The organism is Labedaea rhizosphaerae (assembly GCF_004362825.1).
Taxonomy (GTDB): domain Bacteria; phylum Actinomycetota; class Actinomycetes; order Mycobacteriales; family Pseudonocardiaceae; genus Labedaea; species Labedaea rhizosphaerae.
This window is the reverse complement of sequence record NZ_SNXZ01000010.1, coordinates 113,726-129,158: the sequence shown is the minus strand read 5'-3', so window position 1 is coordinate 129,158 and position 15,433 is coordinate 113,726. Positions and strand designations below refer to the sequence as shown.

16 protein-coding genes are annotated in these 15,433 nt (G+C 71.6%); 13 read left to right on the top strand and 3 right to left on the bottom strand.

What is annotated here, in order from left to right; all coding sequences use genetic code 11:
- Positions 1 to 35 precede the first annotated feature (35 nt).
- From EV186_RS36520 to EV186_RS36465, 13 genes are all read left to right on the top strand, one after another.
- Positions 36 to 854 carry an SAM-dependent methyltransferase gene (locus EV186_RS36520; protein ID WP_133854105.1) on the top strand — a complete coding sequence of 273 codons (819 nt, stop codon included), beginning with the start codon at positions 36 to 38 and terminating at the stop codon, positions 852 to 854.
- A gap of 200 nt (positions 855 to 1,054) precedes the next feature.
- Positions 1,055 to 2,323 carry a beta-ketoacyl-[acyl-carrier-protein] synthase family protein gene (locus EV186_RS36515; protein ID WP_279538359.1) on the top strand — a complete coding sequence of 423 codons (1,269 nt, stop codon included), beginning with the start codon at positions 1,055 to 1,057 and terminating at the stop codon, positions 2,321 to 2,323.
- Positions 2,320 to 3,474 (top strand): cytochrome P450 family protein, encoded by a 1,155-nt coding sequence (locus EV186_RS36510; RefSeq protein WP_133854103.1) that lies wholly within the window; start codon positions 2,320 to 2,322, stop codon positions 3,472 to 3,474. The genes EV186_RS36515 and EV186_RS36510 overlap by 4 nt, the downstream gene beginning before the upstream one ends.
- 16 nt (positions 3,475 to 3,490) lie before the next feature.
- Positions 3,491 to 4,720 (top strand): ketosynthase chain-length factor, encoded by a 1,230-nt coding sequence (locus tag EV186_RS36505; RefSeq protein WP_133854102.1) that lies wholly within the window; start codon positions 3,491 to 3,493, stop codon positions 4,718 to 4,720.
- A 21-nt stretch (positions 4,721 to 4,741) separates the two neighbouring features.
- Entirely contained in the window at positions 4,742 to 5,011 is a 270-nt protein-coding gene (locus tag EV186_RS36500) for an acyl carrier protein (protein ID WP_133854101.1), read from the top strand.
- 26 nt (positions 5,012 to 5,037) lie between these two features.
- On the top strand, positions 5,038 to 5,823 hold the full coding sequence (fabG, locus tag EV186_RS36495; protein ID WP_133854100.1) for a 3-oxoacyl-ACP reductase FabG: 786 nt from the start codon (positions 5,038 to 5,040) through the stop codon (positions 5,821 to 5,823).
- 95 nt (positions 5,824 to 5,918) lie between these two features.
- Complete coding sequence (locus EV186_RS36490; RefSeq protein ID WP_133854099.1) at positions 5,919 to 6,866, top strand: aromatase/cyclase; 948 nt, start codon at positions 5,919 to 5,921, stop codon at positions 6,864 to 6,866.
- Positions 6,866 to 8,365, top strand: coding sequence for an FAD-dependent monooxygenase (locus tag EV186_RS36485; RefSeq protein ID WP_166659504.1), 1,500 nt, complete (start codon positions 6,866 to 6,868; stop codon positions 8,363 to 8,365). Before EV186_RS36490 ends, EV186_RS36485 begins: the two co-directional genes overlap by 1 nt.
- A complete protein-coding gene (locus EV186_RS39275; protein ID WP_166659503.1) occupies positions 8,349 to 9,113 on the top strand; it encodes an SDR family oxidoreductase in 765 nt (254 codons plus the stop codon). Before EV186_RS36485 ends, EV186_RS39275 begins: the two co-directional genes overlap by 17 nt.
- Positions 9,114 to 9,156: 43 nt before the next feature.
- Complete coding sequence (locus EV186_RS36480) at positions 9,157 to 10,722, top strand: acyl-CoA carboxylase subunit beta (protein ID WP_133854098.1); 1,566 nt, start codon at positions 9,157 to 9,159, stop codon at positions 10,720 to 10,722.
- Complete coding sequence (locus EV186_RS36475) at positions 10,719 to 10,940, top strand: acyl-CoA carboxylase epsilon subunit (RefSeq protein WP_133854097.1); 222 nt, start codon at positions 10,719 to 10,721, stop codon at positions 10,938 to 10,940. Before EV186_RS36480 ends, EV186_RS36475 begins: the two co-directional genes overlap by 4 nt.
- Positions 10,940 to 11,509 carry an NADPH-dependent FMN reductase gene (locus EV186_RS36470; RefSeq protein ID WP_133854157.1) on the top strand — a complete coding sequence of 190 codons (570 nt, stop codon included), beginning with the start codon at positions 10,940 to 10,942 and terminating at the stop codon, positions 11,507 to 11,509. The genes EV186_RS36475 and EV186_RS36470 overlap by 1 nt, the downstream gene beginning before the upstream one ends.
- Positions 11,510 to 11,528: 19 nt before the next feature.
- Positions 11,529 to 12,398, top strand: coding sequence for an LLM class flavin-dependent oxidoreductase (locus EV186_RS36465; protein ID WP_133854096.1), 870 nt, complete (start codon positions 11,529 to 11,531; stop codon positions 12,396 to 12,398).
- A 51-nt stretch (positions 12,399 to 12,449) separates the two neighbouring features.
- On the opposite strand, the gene EV186_RS36460 is transcribed toward EV186_RS36465, so the two are convergent.
- The 3 genes from EV186_RS36460 to EV186_RS36450 all read right to left on the bottom strand — a co-directional run bounded on the left by EV186_RS36460 (position 12,450) and on the right by EV186_RS36450 (position 15,314).
- On the bottom strand, positions 12,450 to 13,421 hold the full coding sequence (locus EV186_RS36460; RefSeq protein WP_133854095.1) for an acyltransferase domain-containing protein: 972 nt from the start codon (positions 13,419 to 13,421) through the stop codon (positions 12,450 to 12,452).
- 91 nt (positions 13,422 to 13,512) lie between these two features.
- Entirely contained in the window at positions 13,513 to 13,839 is a 327-nt protein-coding gene (locus tag EV186_RS36455) for a TcmI family type II polyketide cyclase (RefSeq protein ID WP_133854094.1), read from the bottom strand.
- Between the two features lie 14 nt (positions 13,840 to 13,853).
- Positions 13,854 to 15,314, bottom strand: coding sequence for an FAD-dependent monooxygenase (locus tag EV186_RS36450; RefSeq protein ID WP_133854093.1), 1,461 nt, complete (start codon positions 15,312 to 15,314; stop codon positions 13,854 to 13,856).
- Positions 15,315 to 15,433 lie beyond the last annotated feature (119 nt).

Genomic DNA, 15,433 nt, shown 5'->3' with positions numbered 1-15,433 from the left:
GGACAACGAACAATGCGCTCGGTAGAAACGGTGGCATGACCCAGAATTCCTCGCTCGACACCGCCGGGCCACCGCTGGGGTGGAACACCGAGATCCCGCACTCCGCCCGGGTCTACGACTACATGCTGGGCGGCAAGGACAACTACCCGCCCGACCGCGAGGTCGGCGACGAACTGCTCGCCGCGATGCCGTTCATCCGCGGCGTCGTGCGGGCCAACCGCGCCTTCCTGCAGCGTGCCGTGCGCTTCGCCGCCGAGGTCGGGATCAGCCAGTTCCTCGACCTGGGCGCCGGCCTGCCCACCTCGCCGAGCACCCACGAGGTCGCGCGGGCCGTCGACCCGGACGCCCGCGTGGCGTACGTCGACTCCGACCCGATCCTGCTCAGCCACGCCCGCACCCTGTTGCCGGCGAGCGGCGGGCGGATCGCGCTGGCTCAGGCCGACGTCCGGGAGCCGGACCGCACCCTCGACCTCCCTGAGCTGCAGGAACTCCTCGACTTCGACCGGCCGATGGCGCTGATGCTCATCGGCCTGATGCACCTGTTCGGCGACGAGCACAACCCCTACGGCATGGTCGCGCGGTACGTCGAGCGGCTGGCGTCCGGCAGCTACGTGCTGTTCTCGCAGTTCACCGCGGACTTCTCGCCGGAGACCGCCGGCGAGCTCGAGCGGATCTCCGCCGACGCCGGCGAGCCGGTGGCCATGCGCACCGCCGAGCAGGTCGCGCGGTTCGCCGACGGGCTCGACCTGGTGGACCCGGGCGTGGTCCAGATGCCCTACTGGCGCCCCGACGGTGCCCTGCCCGCCGATTCGGAAAAGGTGTTCCTCTACGCGTGGGTCGCCCGCAAGCCGTGATGTCGTCCTCGGCTTTGACACAATCCTGAACAGGCTCTGACAAAGCGGCGTTGACTATTTTCCTGGCCGTCGCAAAGCTCGTTGGTAGAGGCCGCCCCGATCCGGGGAATTCGTCCGGCTCACTCCCGAAAGAGAACCGAGGAGTTTTCGCTGATGTACAGCACGTTGCTCAATGCTTTCCGCGCCCCGCGGTGGTCGGCGTGAGCGGGCGGGAAGTGGCCATCACCGGCATCGGCGTCGTCGCGCCCGGCGGGATCGGCGTCAAGGACTTCTGGGCGCTGCTGAGCGAGGGCCGGACGGCGACTCGGCTGGTCACCGCCTTCGACCCCGCGCCGTTCCGCTCGCGGGTGGCGGCCGAGGCCGACTTCGACCCCGAGGCCCACGGGCTCGGACCGCAGGAAATCCGGCGGATGGACCGTGCCGCCCAGTTCGCCGTGGTGACCGCCCGCGAGGCGGTCGAGGGCAGCGGGCTGGAGCTGTCCGAAGTAGACCCGACGCGGGTGGCCGTCACCATCGGCAGCGCGATCGGCGCGTCGATCGGCCTCGAGGACGAGTACCGGGTGGCCAGCGACGACGGCCGACTCGACCTGCTCGACCCGGACTACGCCGCGAAGCACCTCTACAACTTCTTCGTGCCGAGCTCGATCGCGGCCGAGACGGCGTGGGCGGTCGGCGCGCAGGGGCACGTCACCATGGTGTCCACCGGCTGCACGTCCGGGGTCGACGCGGTGGGCTACGGCGCGGAGCTGATCCGCGAGGGCTCGGCCGACGTGGTGCTGGCCGGGGGCACCGACGCCCCGATCACGCCGATCACGCTCGCGTGCTTCGACGCGATCAAGGCCACGACGCCACGCAACGACGACGCCGAGCACGCCTCCCGGCCCTTCGACGCGACCCGCAACGGGTTCGTGCTCGGCGAGGGCGCGGCCATGTTCGTGCTCGAGGACCTGGCGGGCGCGCGGCGGCGGGGCGCGCACGTGTACGCCACGATCAAGGGCTTCGCCGGGCGCTGCAACGCCTACCACATGACGGGGCTGCGCTCGGACGGGCGCGAGATGGCCGAGGCGATCCGGGTCGCGATGGCCGAGGCCCGCACGAACCCCGCCGACCTCGACTACCTCAACGCGCACGGGTCGGGCACCAAGCAGAACGACCGGCACGAGACGGCCGCGTTCAAGCGCAGCCTCGGCGCGGACGCCTACCGCGTGCCGATCAGCTCGATCAAGTCGATGGTCGGCCACTCGCTGGGCGCGATCGGCGCGATCGAGGTGGCGGCGTCGGTGCTGGCCATCGAGAACGACGTCGTCCCGCCGACGGCCAACCTGCACAACCCGGACCCGGAGTGCGACCTGGACTACGTGCCGGTCACCGCGCGCGAGCAGCAGACGGACACGGTGCTCACGGTCGCCAGCGGGTTCGGCGGATTCCAGAGCGCGATGGTGCTCGCCGCGGAAGGGAAGAACCGATGACCACGACCTCACGACCGCCGGCCGCCGGGGACATCCAGGAGGTCGGCCCGGCGACCCTGGTGACCATCCCGACGGGCCAGGAGGCCTACCTGGTGACGCGATACCAGGAGGCGCTCTGGGTGCTGTCCGACCCGGTCTTCAGCAGGCAGGAGGTGTTCCGGACCCGGGGCACCAACTACACCGGGCCCGGCGCCAGCAGCACCGGCGACATGCTGCTCGACATGGACCCGCCGCAGCACTCGCGGATCCGCGGTCTCGTCGCGAAGGCGTTCTCGCGCAGGCGGACCGAGGCCATGCGCCCGGGCATCCAGCAGATCGCCGACGAGCTGCTCGCCGACCTCGCCGAGCAGGGGCCGCCGGCCGACCTGGTCGACACGCTGTGCCTGCCGCTGCCCATCACGGTGGTGTGCCAGCTGCTCGGCGTGTCCTTCGACGACCGGGCGTGGTTCCAGGAGCGGTCGCTGATCCTCGCCTCCACCGCCGACCCGCCGGAGAACAAGCTGCGCGCGGTGAACGAGCTGCGCGCCTACCTCACCGACATCATCACCGAGAAACGCAAGTCCCCCAAGGAAGACCTGATCAGCGAGCTGGTGTCGGCGCGGGCCGAGGAGCGGCTGAGCGAGGAGGAGCTCGTCAACCTGAGCGTGCTCCTGCTGCCCGCCGGGTACGAGACCACCGCCAACCAGATGACCAAGAGCATCCACGCGTTGCTGCTGGTCCCGGACGAGTACGCCAAGCTCGCCGCGAACCCGGCGGGCGTGGCCGCGGCGTCCGAGGAGCTGATGCGGCTGCACCCGTCGGTGATCACGCCCGGATTCCGGGCGGCCACAAGGGACGTGATGATCGGCGACGTTCACGTGCCCGCCGGCAGTCTCGTCATCGTCTCCGATGCCTTGGCCAGCAAGGACCCCACGGTCTTCGAGCGGCCCGACCAGATGGACCTGACGCGCCGCTACAACCCGCACCTGGCCTTCGGTCACGGGCTGCACTTCTGCCTCGGCGCCGCCCTGGCCCGGGTCGAGCTGGACATCGTGCTGACCGGGCTGGTCACGAAGTTCCCGGGGCTGCGGCTCAACGCCGCGCCCGAGTCCATCCGCTGGCACACCGAGCGCCGCTTCCGCGGGCCGGCCGAGCTGCCCGTGACCTGGTGAGGAGGGCCGCGGACCGATGAATGGCACGGCTGTGTCCACAGTGTCCACGGTGGTCACCGGGCTCGGCGTCACCGCACCCAACGGCCTCGGCACGCAGGACTACTGGGCGGCGACCCGCGACGGGCGCAGCGGCATCGGGCGGGTCACCCGGTTCGACCCGTCCGGTTACCCGGCCCGGCTCGCCGGTGAGGTGCCGGGGTTCGTCGCGAGCGAGCACCTGCCGAGCCGGCTGCTCCCCCAGACCGACCACATGACCAAGCTCGCGCTCGTCGCCGCCGATTGGGCGCTGGCCGACGCGGGCGTGCGGCCCGACGAGCTGTCCGGCTACGACATGGGGGTGGTCACGGCCAGCTCGTCCGGCGGTTTCGAGTTCGGCCAGAACGAGCTGCAAGCGTTGTGGAGCAAGGGAAGCAAGTACGTCAGCGCGTACCAGTCGTTCGCGTGGTTCTACGCGGTGAACACCGGCCAGATCTCCATCCGCAACGGGATGCAGGGGCCCAGCGCGGCCCTGGTGTCCGACCACGCGGGCGGCCTGGACGCGATCGCGCAGGCGCGGCGGCAGATCAGGAAGGGCACGCCGGTCACGGTCACCGGCGCCATCGACGCCTCGATCTGTTCCTACGGCTGGATCTGCCACCTCGCCAGCGGCCGGATCAGCACGGCGGACGACCCGGACCGGGCGTACCTGCCCTTCGACGCGCGTGCCGGTGGTTACGTGCCCGGTGAGGGTGGGGCGCTGTTCGTGCTCGAGGAGGCCCAGGCGGCGCGCGACCGTGGCGCCCGGGTGTACGGCGAGATCGCGGGCTACGCCTCGACGTTCGACCCGAAGCCGGGCACCGGCGGCGAACCGGGGCTGCGCCGGACCATCGAGCTGGCGCTCGACGACGCGGGCGCCGCGCCCGCCGACATCGACGTCGTGTTCGCCGACGCCGCCGCGGTGCCCGAACTGGACCGGATCGAGGCGGACGCCCTCGCGGCCGTCTTCGGTCCGCACGGGATCCCCGTCACCGCACCGAAAACGATGACCGGGCGGCTGTACTCCGGGGCCGCGCCGCTGGACGTGGCCGCCGCGCTGCTGGCCATCCGCGACGGGGTGATCCCGCCGACGGTCAACACGTCCCCGGATCCCGCCTACGCGCTGGACCTGGTGACCGGGGCACCGCGCGCCGCCCGCCTGCGCTCGGCGCTCGTGCTGGCGCGCGGGTACGGCGGGTTCAACGCGGCGATGGTCGTGCGGTCGGCGTGACCGACGAGGAGGAGGAAAGGCATGGAGGAACGCAAATTCACGATCGAGGAACTGAAAGCGGTGCTGCGCGCGTGCGCGGGTGAGGAGGAGAGCGTCGACCTCGACGGCCAGATCCTCGACACCGAGTTCGAGGACCTCGGCTACGACTCGCTGGCGCTGCTGGAGGCCGGCGGCCGGATCGAACGCGAGTACGGCATCACGCTCGGCGACGAGGCGTTGAACGACGCCCCCACGCCCAGGGCCCTGCTCGAGATCGTCAACACGCGGCTGCTCGGCGTCGACGCCGCCTGACCGCACCGAACCCGTTAGGAGTGAGAATGCCGACCCAAGAGCAGCGCGTCGCCCTCGTCACCGGAGCCACCAGCGGTATCGGCCTGTCGGTCACCAGGACCCTTGCCGGGCAAGGACACCGGGTGTTCATCTGCGCCCGCAACGCCGACAACGTGGCGAAGACCGTCAAGAGCCTGCAGGAGGAGGGTTTCGACGTCGACGGGACCAGCTGTGACGTCCGCTCCCCCGAGGACATCCGCGGGTTCGTCCAGGCCGCCGTCGACCGCTACGGCCCGGTGGACATCCTGGTGAACAACGCCGGGCGCACCGGCGGCGGCGTCACCGCCACCATCGAGGACGAGCTGTGGCACGACGTCATCAGCACCAACCTGACCAGCGTGTTCCTGATGACCCGGGAGGTGCTCACCACCGGCGGCATGCGGGAGAAGAACCGCGGGCGGATCATCAACATCGCCTCCACGGCGGGCAAGCAGGGGGTCGTGCTCGGCGTGCCGTACTCCGCCTCCAAGCACGGGGTGGTCGGCCTGACCAAGGCGCTGGGCAACGAGCTGGGCCCGACCGGGATCACCGTGAACGCGGTCTGCCCCGGCTACGTGGAAACCCCGATGGCGCAGGCGACCCGGCAGCGCTACGCGGCGGCGTACAACACCACGGAGGAGGCGATCCTCGAGAAGTTCCAGGCGAAGATCCCGCTCGGCCGCTACTCCACCCCGGAGGAGGTCGCCGGCCTGGTCGGCTACCTGGTGTCCGACACGGCCGCGTCCATCACGTCCCAGGCGCTCAACGTCTGCGGTGGCCTGGGCAACTTCTGATACTGGGCAACTTCTGATCCGGCGCGGGTGGCCGGGCGTGCACGGCCCGGCCACCCGCCCGCGCACCGCAAGCTCCGGGACAACGAGGAGAAACCATGCCGCAGCAGGATGTTCGCGAGGTCGAGCACGAGATCACCGTGCAGGCGCCCGCCGACCAGATCTACCGGTACCTGGCCGAGGTGGAGAACTGGCCTCGCCTCTTCCCGCCGACCATCTTCGTCGACCACGTCGAGCGCTCCGCGGACCAGGAGCGGATCCGGATCTGGGCGACCGCGAACGGCGAGGCGAAGAACTGGACGTCGCGGCGCTGGCTCAAGCCGCGCGACCGGCGCATCGACTTCCGCCAGGAGGTGTCGCCGCCGCCGGTGGCCTCGATGGGCGGCGCGTGGGTGATCGAACCGTTGTCGGACAAGGAAAGTCGGGTCCGGCTGCTGCACGACTACCGTGCGATCGACGACGACCCGGCGAGCCTGGCCTGGATCGACAAGGCCGTGGACACCAACAGCCGCAAGGAACTCGGCGCGCTGAAGGAGAACATCGAGCGGGCCGCCACGACCCCGCAGGACCTGTTGATGTCGTTCACCGACTCGGTCGAGGTGGCCGGCTCGGCCAAGGACGTCTACCAGTTCATCTACGAGGCCGACCAGTGGACCGAGCGGCTGCCGCACGTGGCGCGGGTCGACATGCGCGAGGACACCCCCGGCCTGCAGATCCTGGAGATGGACACGCGGACCAAGGACGGCTCGACGCACACCACGAAGTCGGTCCGGGTCTGCTTCCCGCACCAGCGCATCGTCTACAAGCAGACCACCCTGCCCGCGCTGATGGCGTTGCACACCGGGTACTGGGAGCTGCGCGAGCACGAGAACGGCGTCACCGCGATCGCCGAGCACACAGTGGTCATCAACACGGACAACATCACCAAGGTGCTCGGTCCGGACGCGGACGTCGCGCAGGCCAAGGAGTTCGTGCGCAACGCCCTGGGCGGCAACAGCCGCGCGACCCTCAACCACGCCAAGGACTACGCCGAGCAGCGGAGCTGATGGCCGTGCGGGACACCGAAGGGACCGAGGTGGTCGTGGTCGGCGCGGGCCCGGTCGGCCTGCTCCTGGCCGGGGAGCTGCGCCTGGCCGGCGTGCGGGTCACCGTGCTGGAGAAGCTGACCGAGCCCACCACCGAGTCCAGGGCATCGGCCCTGCACGCGCGCACCATGGAGTTCTTCGACCAGCGCGGGCTGCTGGACGGGCTCGGCACCCTGCCCAACCTGCCCCACGGTCACTTCGGTGGCATCCCGCTCGACCTGATGTTGCCCGGCCTCTACCCGGGGCAGTGGAAGCTCCCGCAGGCCGAGACCGAGAAGCTGTTGTGGCGGTGGGCCACCGGCCTGGGTGCCGACGTGCGGCGCGGACACGAGCTCACCGGGCTCACCGCGACCGCCGCGGGTGTCGAGGCCGAGGTGACCACCGCGACCGGGACGCACCGGCTGCAGGCGGAGTACCTGGTCGGGTGTGACGGCGAGCAGAGCGCGGTGCGCGGCCTGGCCGGGTTCGCCTTCCCCGGCGCGGACGCCACCATCGAGCTGATCCGCGCGGACCTGAGGGGCATCGAGATACCCGACCGGCGCTTCGAGCGGCATGAGAACGGCCTGGCCACCGCCTACCGCTACCCGGATGGCCTGACCCGGGTGATGGTGCACGAGTTCGGTTCCTCTCCCCGCCGGCGCGACGAGGAGCCCGCGTTCGCCGAGATCGTCGCGGCCTGGGCGCGGGTCACCGGCGAGGACATCGGCGCAGCCACCCCGGTGTGGCTCAACGCGTTCGGCGACACCCGGCGCCAGGCCGCCGCCTACCGGCAGGGCCGGGTGCTGCTCGCCGGCGACGCCGCGCACCGCCAACTGCCCTCCGGCGGGCAGGCGCTCAACCTCGGCCTGCAGGACGCGGCGAACCTGGGCTGGAAGCTCGCCGCGCGCGTCCGCGGGCATGGCAGCGAGTCCCTTGTGGACAGTTACCACGACGAACGGCACCCGGTCGGCGCGCGGGTGCTCACCAACGTCGCCGCGCAGGCCTTGCTGCTGTTCGGCGACCGGCGGGTCGACGCGACGCGCGCGGTCCTCGCGGAACTGCTGGCCACCGAACCCGCGCGCACGCACGTGGCCGCGATGGTCAGCGGCCTGGACACCCGCTACGACGTCGGGCCGAGCACCCACCCGCTGCTGGGCGCACCGCTGCCCTTCCACCGGTTGGGCGGCGGGCACACCACATTCTCGTTGCTGCGCAAGGGGACCGGCGTGCTGCTGGACCTCACCGGCGACCCCGGGATCCGGGACGTGGCCCAGCCGTGGGCGGACCGGGTGCGGGCGGTGTCCGCCATCGCCGACGACGCGCCCGGGTTCGGCGCGGCCCTGGTCCGCCCGGACGGCCACCTCGCCTGGGTGGACGGCACCCGGGCCGAGCTCGAGACCGCGCTGGCGCGCTGGTTCGGCCCGGCCCTCCCCCAACACACCACCAGCACGACAGGAGGACGACGTGGGCAAGCTGGCTGACAGGACGGCCCTGGTCACCGGATCGAGCCGCGGCATCGGCCGGGCGATCGCCGAGCGGCTGGCCCGCGACGGCGCGCTCGTCGCGGTGCACTGCGCGACGGACGTCGAGGCCGCGAAGGCCGTCGTGGCCGGCATCGAGGCCGAGGGCGGCCGTGCGTTCGCCGTGCAGGCCACCTTCGGCGAACCCGATGCCGTGGAGCGGTTGTTCGACGGCGTGGAGCGCGGTCTCAAGGAGCGCACCGGCACCGCGGAACTGTCCATTCTGGTCAACAACGCGGGCACGAAGTCCGTGCAGCTGCCCGAAGAGGTGACACCTGAGGCGTTCGACGAGGTGATGGCCGTCAACGCCAAGGCGCCGTTCTTCGTCGTGCAGCGTGCCCTGGGCCTGCTGGCCGACGGCGGCCGGGTCGTCAACATCTCCTCGGGCATCACGCGATTCAGCAATCCGCAGGAAGTCGTGTACGGGATGAGCAAGGGCGCGGTCGAGCAGCTCACCTTCCACCTCGCCCGGCACCTCGGTCCCCGCGGCATCACGGTCAACAGCGTGGTGCCCGGCGTGACCGACAACGGCTCCTCACCGATGCTGGCCGACCCGGACATCGCCGCGCACATCGCGGGCATGTCGGCGCTCAAGCGGATCGGCCAGAGCACCGACATCGCCGACGTGGTGGCGTTCCTGGCCACCGACGACGCCCGCTGGATCACCGGCGCGGTGATCGACGCCAGCGGCGGCTCGCTGCTCGGCTGACCCCGCCCACCCCTCGCCAACCTCCCGGCGGTGAACCATGCTGATGTCACACCCCGACCCCGCGGTCGCCGACCGCCTGAGCGAACTGGCGGCGCTGAAGGAAGCCGCACGGGCGGGCGGGGACCCCGCGGCGACCGACCGCCAGCACGCCAAGGGCAAGCTGACCGCGCGTGAACGCATCGACCTGCTGCTCGACCCCCGCTCGTTCACCGAGGTCGACCCGCTGCGCAGGCACCGGGCCACCGGGTTCGGCCTTGCGGCCAACCGGCCCTACACAGACGGCGTCGTCACCGGCTGGGGCACGGTGCACGGCCGGACGGTCTTCGTCTACGCCCACGACTTCCGGATCTTCGGCGGCTCGCTCGGCGAGGCGCACGCCGCGAAGATCCACAAGATCATGGACATGGCGGAGGCTGCGGGCGCGCCGCTGGTGTCGCTCAACGACGGTGCGGGCGCCCGGATCCAGGAGGGTGTCACCGCGCTCGCCGGCTACGGCGGCATCTTCCGGCGCAACGCGCGGCTCTCCGGCGTGATCCCGCAGATCAGCGTGATGCTGGGTCCGTGCGCCGGTGGGGCGGCGTACTCGCCGGCACTCACCGACTTCGTCTTCGCGGTGCGTGGCGTCGCCCAGATGTTCATCACCGGCCCCGACGTGGTCACGGCGGTGACCGGCGAGCAGGTCAGCCACGACGCGCTCGGCGGCGCCGACGTGCACGCCGGCTCCTCGGGCGTGGCACACTTCGTCCACGACGACGAGCAGAGCTGCCTCGAAGACGTGCGGTACCTGCTTTCCCTGCTGCCGGCCAACAACCGCGAGCTACCGCCGTCGGCGCCCGCGGTGGACCCCGCCGACCGGCCGACGGACGCGCTGCTCGGTCTCGTGCCCGCCAACCCCAACCAGTCCTACGACATCCGCGCGGTGATCGAGGAACTGGTCGACGACCGGGACCACCTGGAGGTGCACGCCGGCTGGGCGCCCAACCTGGTGTGCGCGCTGGCGCGGCTCGGTGGTCAGGTGGTCGGCGTGCTGGCCAACCAGCCCGCGACGCTGGCCGGGGTGCTGGACATCCGGGCCAGCGAGAAGGGCGCGCGGTTCGTGCAGTTCTGCGACGCGTTCAACATCCCGCTGATCACCCTCGTCGACGTGCCCGGGTTCCTGCCCGGCGTGGACCAGGAGCACGACGGGATCATCCGGCACGGCGCGAAACTGCTGTACGCCTACTGCAACGCCACCGTGCCGCGGATCTCCCTGGTGCTGCGCAAGGCCTACGGCGGGGCGTACATCGTGATGGACTCCCGTTCCATCGGCTCGGACCTCACCTTGGCCTGGCCCACCAACGAGATCGCGGTGATGGGCGCGGACGGCGCGGCGAACGTCATCTTCCGCAAGGAGATCGCCGCTGCGGCCGACCCGGAGGCGGTGCGGCAGAAGCGGATCAAGGAGTACAAGACCGAGTTGATGCACCCCTACCACGCCGCCGAACGCGGGCTCATCGACGACGTCATCGACCCGAGGGAGACCCGCGCGGTGCTGGCCGCGGCCCTGGCCATGCTGCGCACCAAGCACGCCGACCTGCCCGCCCGCAAGCACGGCAACCCACCGCAATGATCAGGGTGGTCAAGGGGAATCCCGACGACGCGGAACTGGCCGCGGTCACCGTGGTGCTGCTGGCCGCCGCCGCGGCGACCCGGTCCACTGGCCCTTCGGTCGAACGCGCGGGCTGGCGACCTCCACAGTGGACTCTCGGTCGTGGCGAACCCTGGCGCCGATCCGGGCACGCCGTGCTCTCCTGGCGCAGGCACCACCCCGCGGGGAAAGGAAGATGATGCTGGAAGAGCCCGTCCGCCTGGCCGTGCTCGTCGGCAGCGCCCAGGGCAGCGCCTTCGCCCCCGTGGTGACGAACTGGTTCGCGGGCGAAGCCAAGCAATGCCCGGACGTGACCCTCGACGTCGTCGACCTGGCCGAGCAGCCGCTGCCCATGACCAGACCCACCTGGCCGCCGTCCCCCGCCATGGCTTCGCTCAGCCCGCGCCTGGCCGCCGCGGACGCGTTCGTCGTCGTGACCCCCGAGTACAACCACAGCTTCCCCGCGTTGCTGAAGAACGCGATCGACTGGCACCTCGAGGAGTGGCGGGCCAAACCGGTCGGCTACGTCTGCTACGGCGGACGGTCGGGTGGCCTGCGGGCGGTCGAGCAACTGCGCCAGGTCTTCGGCGAGCTGCACGCGGTGTCCATTCGGGACACGTTGAGCTTCCACGGCGCGGGCACGTTCGACGAACACGGCCGGCCGAAGGACGAGACCTGCGACGCGGCCGCGAAGGCGATGCTCGACCAGCTCGTCTGGTGGGCGGTCGCGCTGCGCGAAGCCCGGGTGAAACGCCCGTACAGCGCATGACCCCGTGAGGAGACCGCCGATGACCCTGCCCGTGCTGTTCGGCGCCAACGTCGACCCGTCGCACGCCGACCCGGCCGCCCCGCTGCGGGCGGCCGAACGTGTCGACCGAGCCGGGCTGGACCTGATCACCATCCAGGACCACCCGTACCGCCCGGCCCACTACGACACGTGGACGTTGCTCACCTACCTGGCCGCCCGCACGAGCCGGGTCGCCTTCGTGCCGACCGTGGCCAACCTGCCGCTGCGCCCACCGGCCGTGCTGGCGAAGTCGGCCGCGAGCCTGGACGTCCTGACCGGCGGCCGCCTGCGGCTCGGCCTCGGCGCCGGGGCGTTCTGGGACCAGATCGTCGCCATGGGCGGCCCGCGGCGAACCGGCATCGACCAGGTCCACGCCCTGTCCGAGTCGATCGACGTGATCCGTGCCCTGTGGAGCGACGCGCCGTCGGTCCGGGTGACCGGCCGGTTCTACCAGGTGGACGGCCTCGAACCCGGTCCGCGGCCCGGTCCCGGACTGCAGATCTGGCTGGGGGCCAACGGTCCCCGCATGCTGGAGCTGGTCGGGACCAAGGCGGACGGGTGGCAGCCGTCGCTGCTGCACCTCGACCTGGACCGGCTGGGCCCGGCGTCGGCCCGAGTGGACGCGGCGGCCCGGCGTGCGGGGCGCGACCCGGGATCGATCCGCAAGGTCTACAACATCGCCGGTGTCGTCGGACCGGAGTCGGAGCAGCCGTTCCGGGGTTCGCCCGCGCAGTGGGTGGACCAGCTCGTCCGGCTCGCCCACGACCACGGGATGAACGGGTTCGTGTTCTGGCCGGAGTCCGACTACGACCGGCAGGTCGACCGGTTCGCCGCCGAGGTCGTCCCCGCCACCCGCGCCGCACTGCCCTGAATGGCCCATTCGGGACGCTGGGCGTCCTGAATGGGCCATTCAGGGCTTGGCTCAGTTGGTGAGCTGGGCGATGGCGGCGTGGAAGGTGTCGGCGGTCCCGGCGGCACCCGCCGGCAGCAACGGGACGACCTCGCTGCGCCCGCCGCGGACCGCCGGGTGGCGGCGGGCCAGCATGGACAGCCCTTTGCCCGGCCCCGCCTCGACGAGGGTGAACTCGCCCGTGCCGAGCAGCCCGTCCAGCGCGGGCCAGAACAGCACCGGCGCGGCCAGCTGCCGAGCCCAGAACGTCGCCGTCACGGCCTCGTGCGGTGCCACCGGCTTCGCCGTGCGCGTCGACCAGATCGGGAGCCGCGGCGGGCGTAGGGAGAGCCCCGCGAACCCGGACTCGAAGAGCACGGCCGCGTCCGCGACGGCCGGGCAGTGGAACGGTTGACGGGAGCCGACCCGGCGGCCGCTGATCCCGCTGTCCCGCAACGCCTTCGCCATGATCGTCAACCGTGGCTCCGGGCCGGCGAGCACGGTCTGGCGCGGCGCGTTGAGGGCGCCGATCCCCATGCCGTCGGAGTGGGCGCCCGCGTCGAACCACGGCTCGAGCTCGGCGGGCGTCGCGGCGAGGGCCAGCAGGCCACCCGGCGGGGCCGTCGCCATCGCCGCGGTGCGGGCCAGCATGATCTGCGCTGCCGCCGGCGCGTCGAACACCCCGGCCAGTGCGGCGGCGGCCAGTTCACCGACGCTGTGGCCGAGCAGGACCGCGGGCCGGATGCCGCGCTCAGCCAAGGCGCGACCGAGCGCGTAGCCGAGGGCGAACAGCAGCGGCTGGGCCCGCGAGGCGTCGTCCAGCGGCACCTGCGGCTCGTCGGCAAGCCAGTCCGCGCGCAGCCGGGCGCCCTCCGGGCCCATGAGGGTGAACAGCTCGTCCATCGCGGCGGTGAAGGCGGGCTCGGCGCCGTACAGCTCCACGCCCATACCCGGGTGCTGCGCGCCCTGCCCGGGGAGCAGGAGCGCGATCGGTCGAGTGCCCATGGCGGCCTTTCTGCTTGGGGCGGAAGGGGATGGACACGGCGATACACGGCGACGGCCCGGCCCGCGGGCGGGCCGGGCCGTCGCCTGCCGGTCAGGGGTGCCAGAGGTAGAAGTTCTTGGCGATGGCGTCCATCGGCTTGGTCCACGTCTTGGGGTCGTAGGGGTCGATCAACGCGTTGAGCTTGGCGCTGATGTCGATGAACAGCGGGTGGGGCATGGCCTTGCGGATGGCCTCTTCGGAGTCGTGGTCGTCGTCGAACTGCTGGAGGTGGAAGTAGAGGTCGTTGTAGACGAACAGCTCCCGGCGCCGGGTGCCCATCAGGTGCGGCATCTCGGTCTGGTCGAAGGCCTTGAAGTGGCCGGCGACCTCGTCGGTGGTGGACGGGTCCATCCGGCCCACGATCAACGTGCTGTACATCGGTGGAACTCCTTTCAGGCTGCGCCGAACCAGCGCTCGAGCGCGGCGGGCAGGTCGTCGTTACTTTCCGGGGTCCAGGCCACGTGGCCGTCCGGACGGATGAGCAGCGCGGCGGTGTCGTCGATCGAGCACTCCGACGCGCCGTGCGGGGTGGCGGTGACGACGTCCACGCGGTCCGCCCACGGTTGGGCGACCCGGCGCAGCCCGGCGTCGTCGGCGCAGTCGAGCAGCACGCCCCGGGCCGGGCGCAGCAACTCCGTGGTGCTGGTCTTGCCGTCGGCGGACACCAGTTCCTGGTGCGGCATCCGCGCGCCGAGCAGCGGGTGCGACCCGCCGCCGACGTCGTAGCTGATCCCCAGCCCGCTGACCATCCGGGCCAGGTGCTGGTGGACGTCGCGGAACCCGACCAGCTCGGTGAGGACCTGGCGCAGCGGCAGCATCTCCTCGCCACGCAGGAACAACAGGGCCTGGGCACGGGTGTTCATCACCAGCCGCTGCCCCACCGGGTGCCGCTCGCTGTGGTAGGTGTCCAGCAGCGACTCCGGCGCGGACCCGCGCACGATCGCCGCGAGCTTCCAGCCCAGGTTGACCGCGTCCTGGATGCTGGTGTTCATGCCCTGACCGCCCGCGGGCAGGTGGATGTGCGCCGAGTCCCCGGCGAGCAGCACCCGGCCGCGGCGGTATTCGGTGACCAGGCGGGTGGCGTCGGTGAAGGCGCCGATCCACACCGGGGTGGCGTGCGAGATGTCCTCACCGGTGAGCCGCTTCCACGCGGCGGTCACCTCGGCGAAGGACGGCGGCTCCGTCCGCACCTTGGGCGGGTTGTCCCGCTCGCAGATCGTGATGCGGAAGACGCCGTCGCCGAGCGGGCCGCCCATGACCATGCCGCCGGGCACCTTCTCGCCGATCTCCCGCTCGCGCACGTCCGCGCCGCGCAGGTCGACCTGGAACATCTCCATGGTGCCCTCGGTGCCCGGAAAGTCGAACCCGGCGGCCTTGCGCACCTTGCTGCGGCCGCCGTCGCAGCCCACGAGGTAGCGGCTGCGCAGCCGGTAGCGACCGTCCGGACCGGACACCTCGACCTCGACGCCGTCGCTGTCCTGGCGCAGCCCCACCATTTCGTGTCCGCGCCGGATCTCCGCACCCAGCTCGGTCGCCCACTCCTCGAGCACCTGCTCGGTCTGCGACTGCGGCACGGTGCGGTTGGCCAGGTGCGCGCCGCCGAGCACGGAGAAGTCCAGCGGCACGCCGCCGAAGTGGCCGAGCGGGCTGCTCTGCGGGTTGCCGAAGCGCGGCAGCAGCCCGCGCTGGTCGAACACCTCCATCGTGCGGATGAACAAACCGAGCCCACGGGATTCGCCGGAACGCTCGGCCAGGGTTTCCAGTACGAGCACCTCGGCCCCGCCGAGTCGCAATTCGGCCGCGAGCATCAGGCCGGCCGGCCCGGCGCCCACGACAATGACCGGAGCGTCCACGCGCTCTCCCCTCCACCGTCTGTCGCTAATCGTTTTCCGTGCGCTTTCGAGAATGACCGATGCACACCGGGGACTCAACAGAAGGATTCACAAGAAAGCGTCAATTGACCGGCCGAACC

Bases quoted from the DNA above. Each gene is read 5' to 3' on its own strand.
- EV186_RS36520 (WP_133854105.1), top strand. From the start codon at position 36: ATGACCCAGAATTCCTCGCTCGACACCGCCGGGCCACCGCTGGGGTGG.
- EV186_RS36510 (WP_133854103.1), top strand. From the start codon at position 2,320: ATGACCACGACCTCACGACCGCCGGCCGCCGGGGACATCCAGGAGGTC.
- EV186_RS36505 (WP_133854102.1), top strand. From the start codon at position 3,491: ATGAATGGCACGGCTGTGTCCACAGTGTCCACGGTGGTCACCGGGCTC.
- EV186_RS36500 (WP_133854101.1), top strand. From the start codon at position 4,742: ATGGAGGAACGCAAATTCACGATCGAGGAACTGAAAGCGGTGCTGCGC.
- fabG (WP_133854100.1), top strand. From the start codon at position 5,038: ATGCCGACCCAAGAGCAGCGCGTCGCCCTCGTCACCGGAGCCACCAGC.
- EV186_RS36490 (WP_133854099.1), top strand. From the start codon at position 5,919: ATGCCGCAGCAGGATGTTCGCGAGGTCGAGCACGAGATCACCGTGCAG.
- EV186_RS36485 (WP_166659504.1), top strand. From the start codon at position 6,866: ATGGCCGTGCGGGACACCGAAGGGACCGAGGTGGTCGTGGTCGGCGCG.
- EV186_RS36480 (WP_133854098.1), top strand. From the start codon at position 9,157: ATGTCACACCCCGACCCCGCGGTCGCCGACCGCCTGAGCGAACTGGCG.
- EV186_RS36475 (WP_133854097.1), top strand. From the start codon at position 10,719: ATGATCAGGGTGGTCAAGGGGAATCCCGACGACGCGGAACTGGCCGCG.
- EV186_RS36470 (WP_133854157.1), top strand. From the start codon at position 10,940: ATGCTGGAAGAGCCCGTCCGCCTGGCCGTGCTCGTCGGCAGCGCCCAG.
- EV186_RS36465 (WP_133854096.1), top strand. From the start codon at position 11,529: ATGACCCTGCCCGTGCTGTTCGGCGCCAACGTCGACCCGTCGCACGCC.
- EV186_RS36460 (WP_133854095.1), bottom strand. From the start codon at position 13,421: ATGGGCACTCGACCGATCGCGCTCCTGCTCCCCGGGCAGGGCGCGCAG.
- EV186_RS36455 (WP_133854094.1), bottom strand. From the start codon at position 13,839: ATGTACAGCACGTTGATCGTGGGCCGGATGGACCCGTCCACCACCGAC.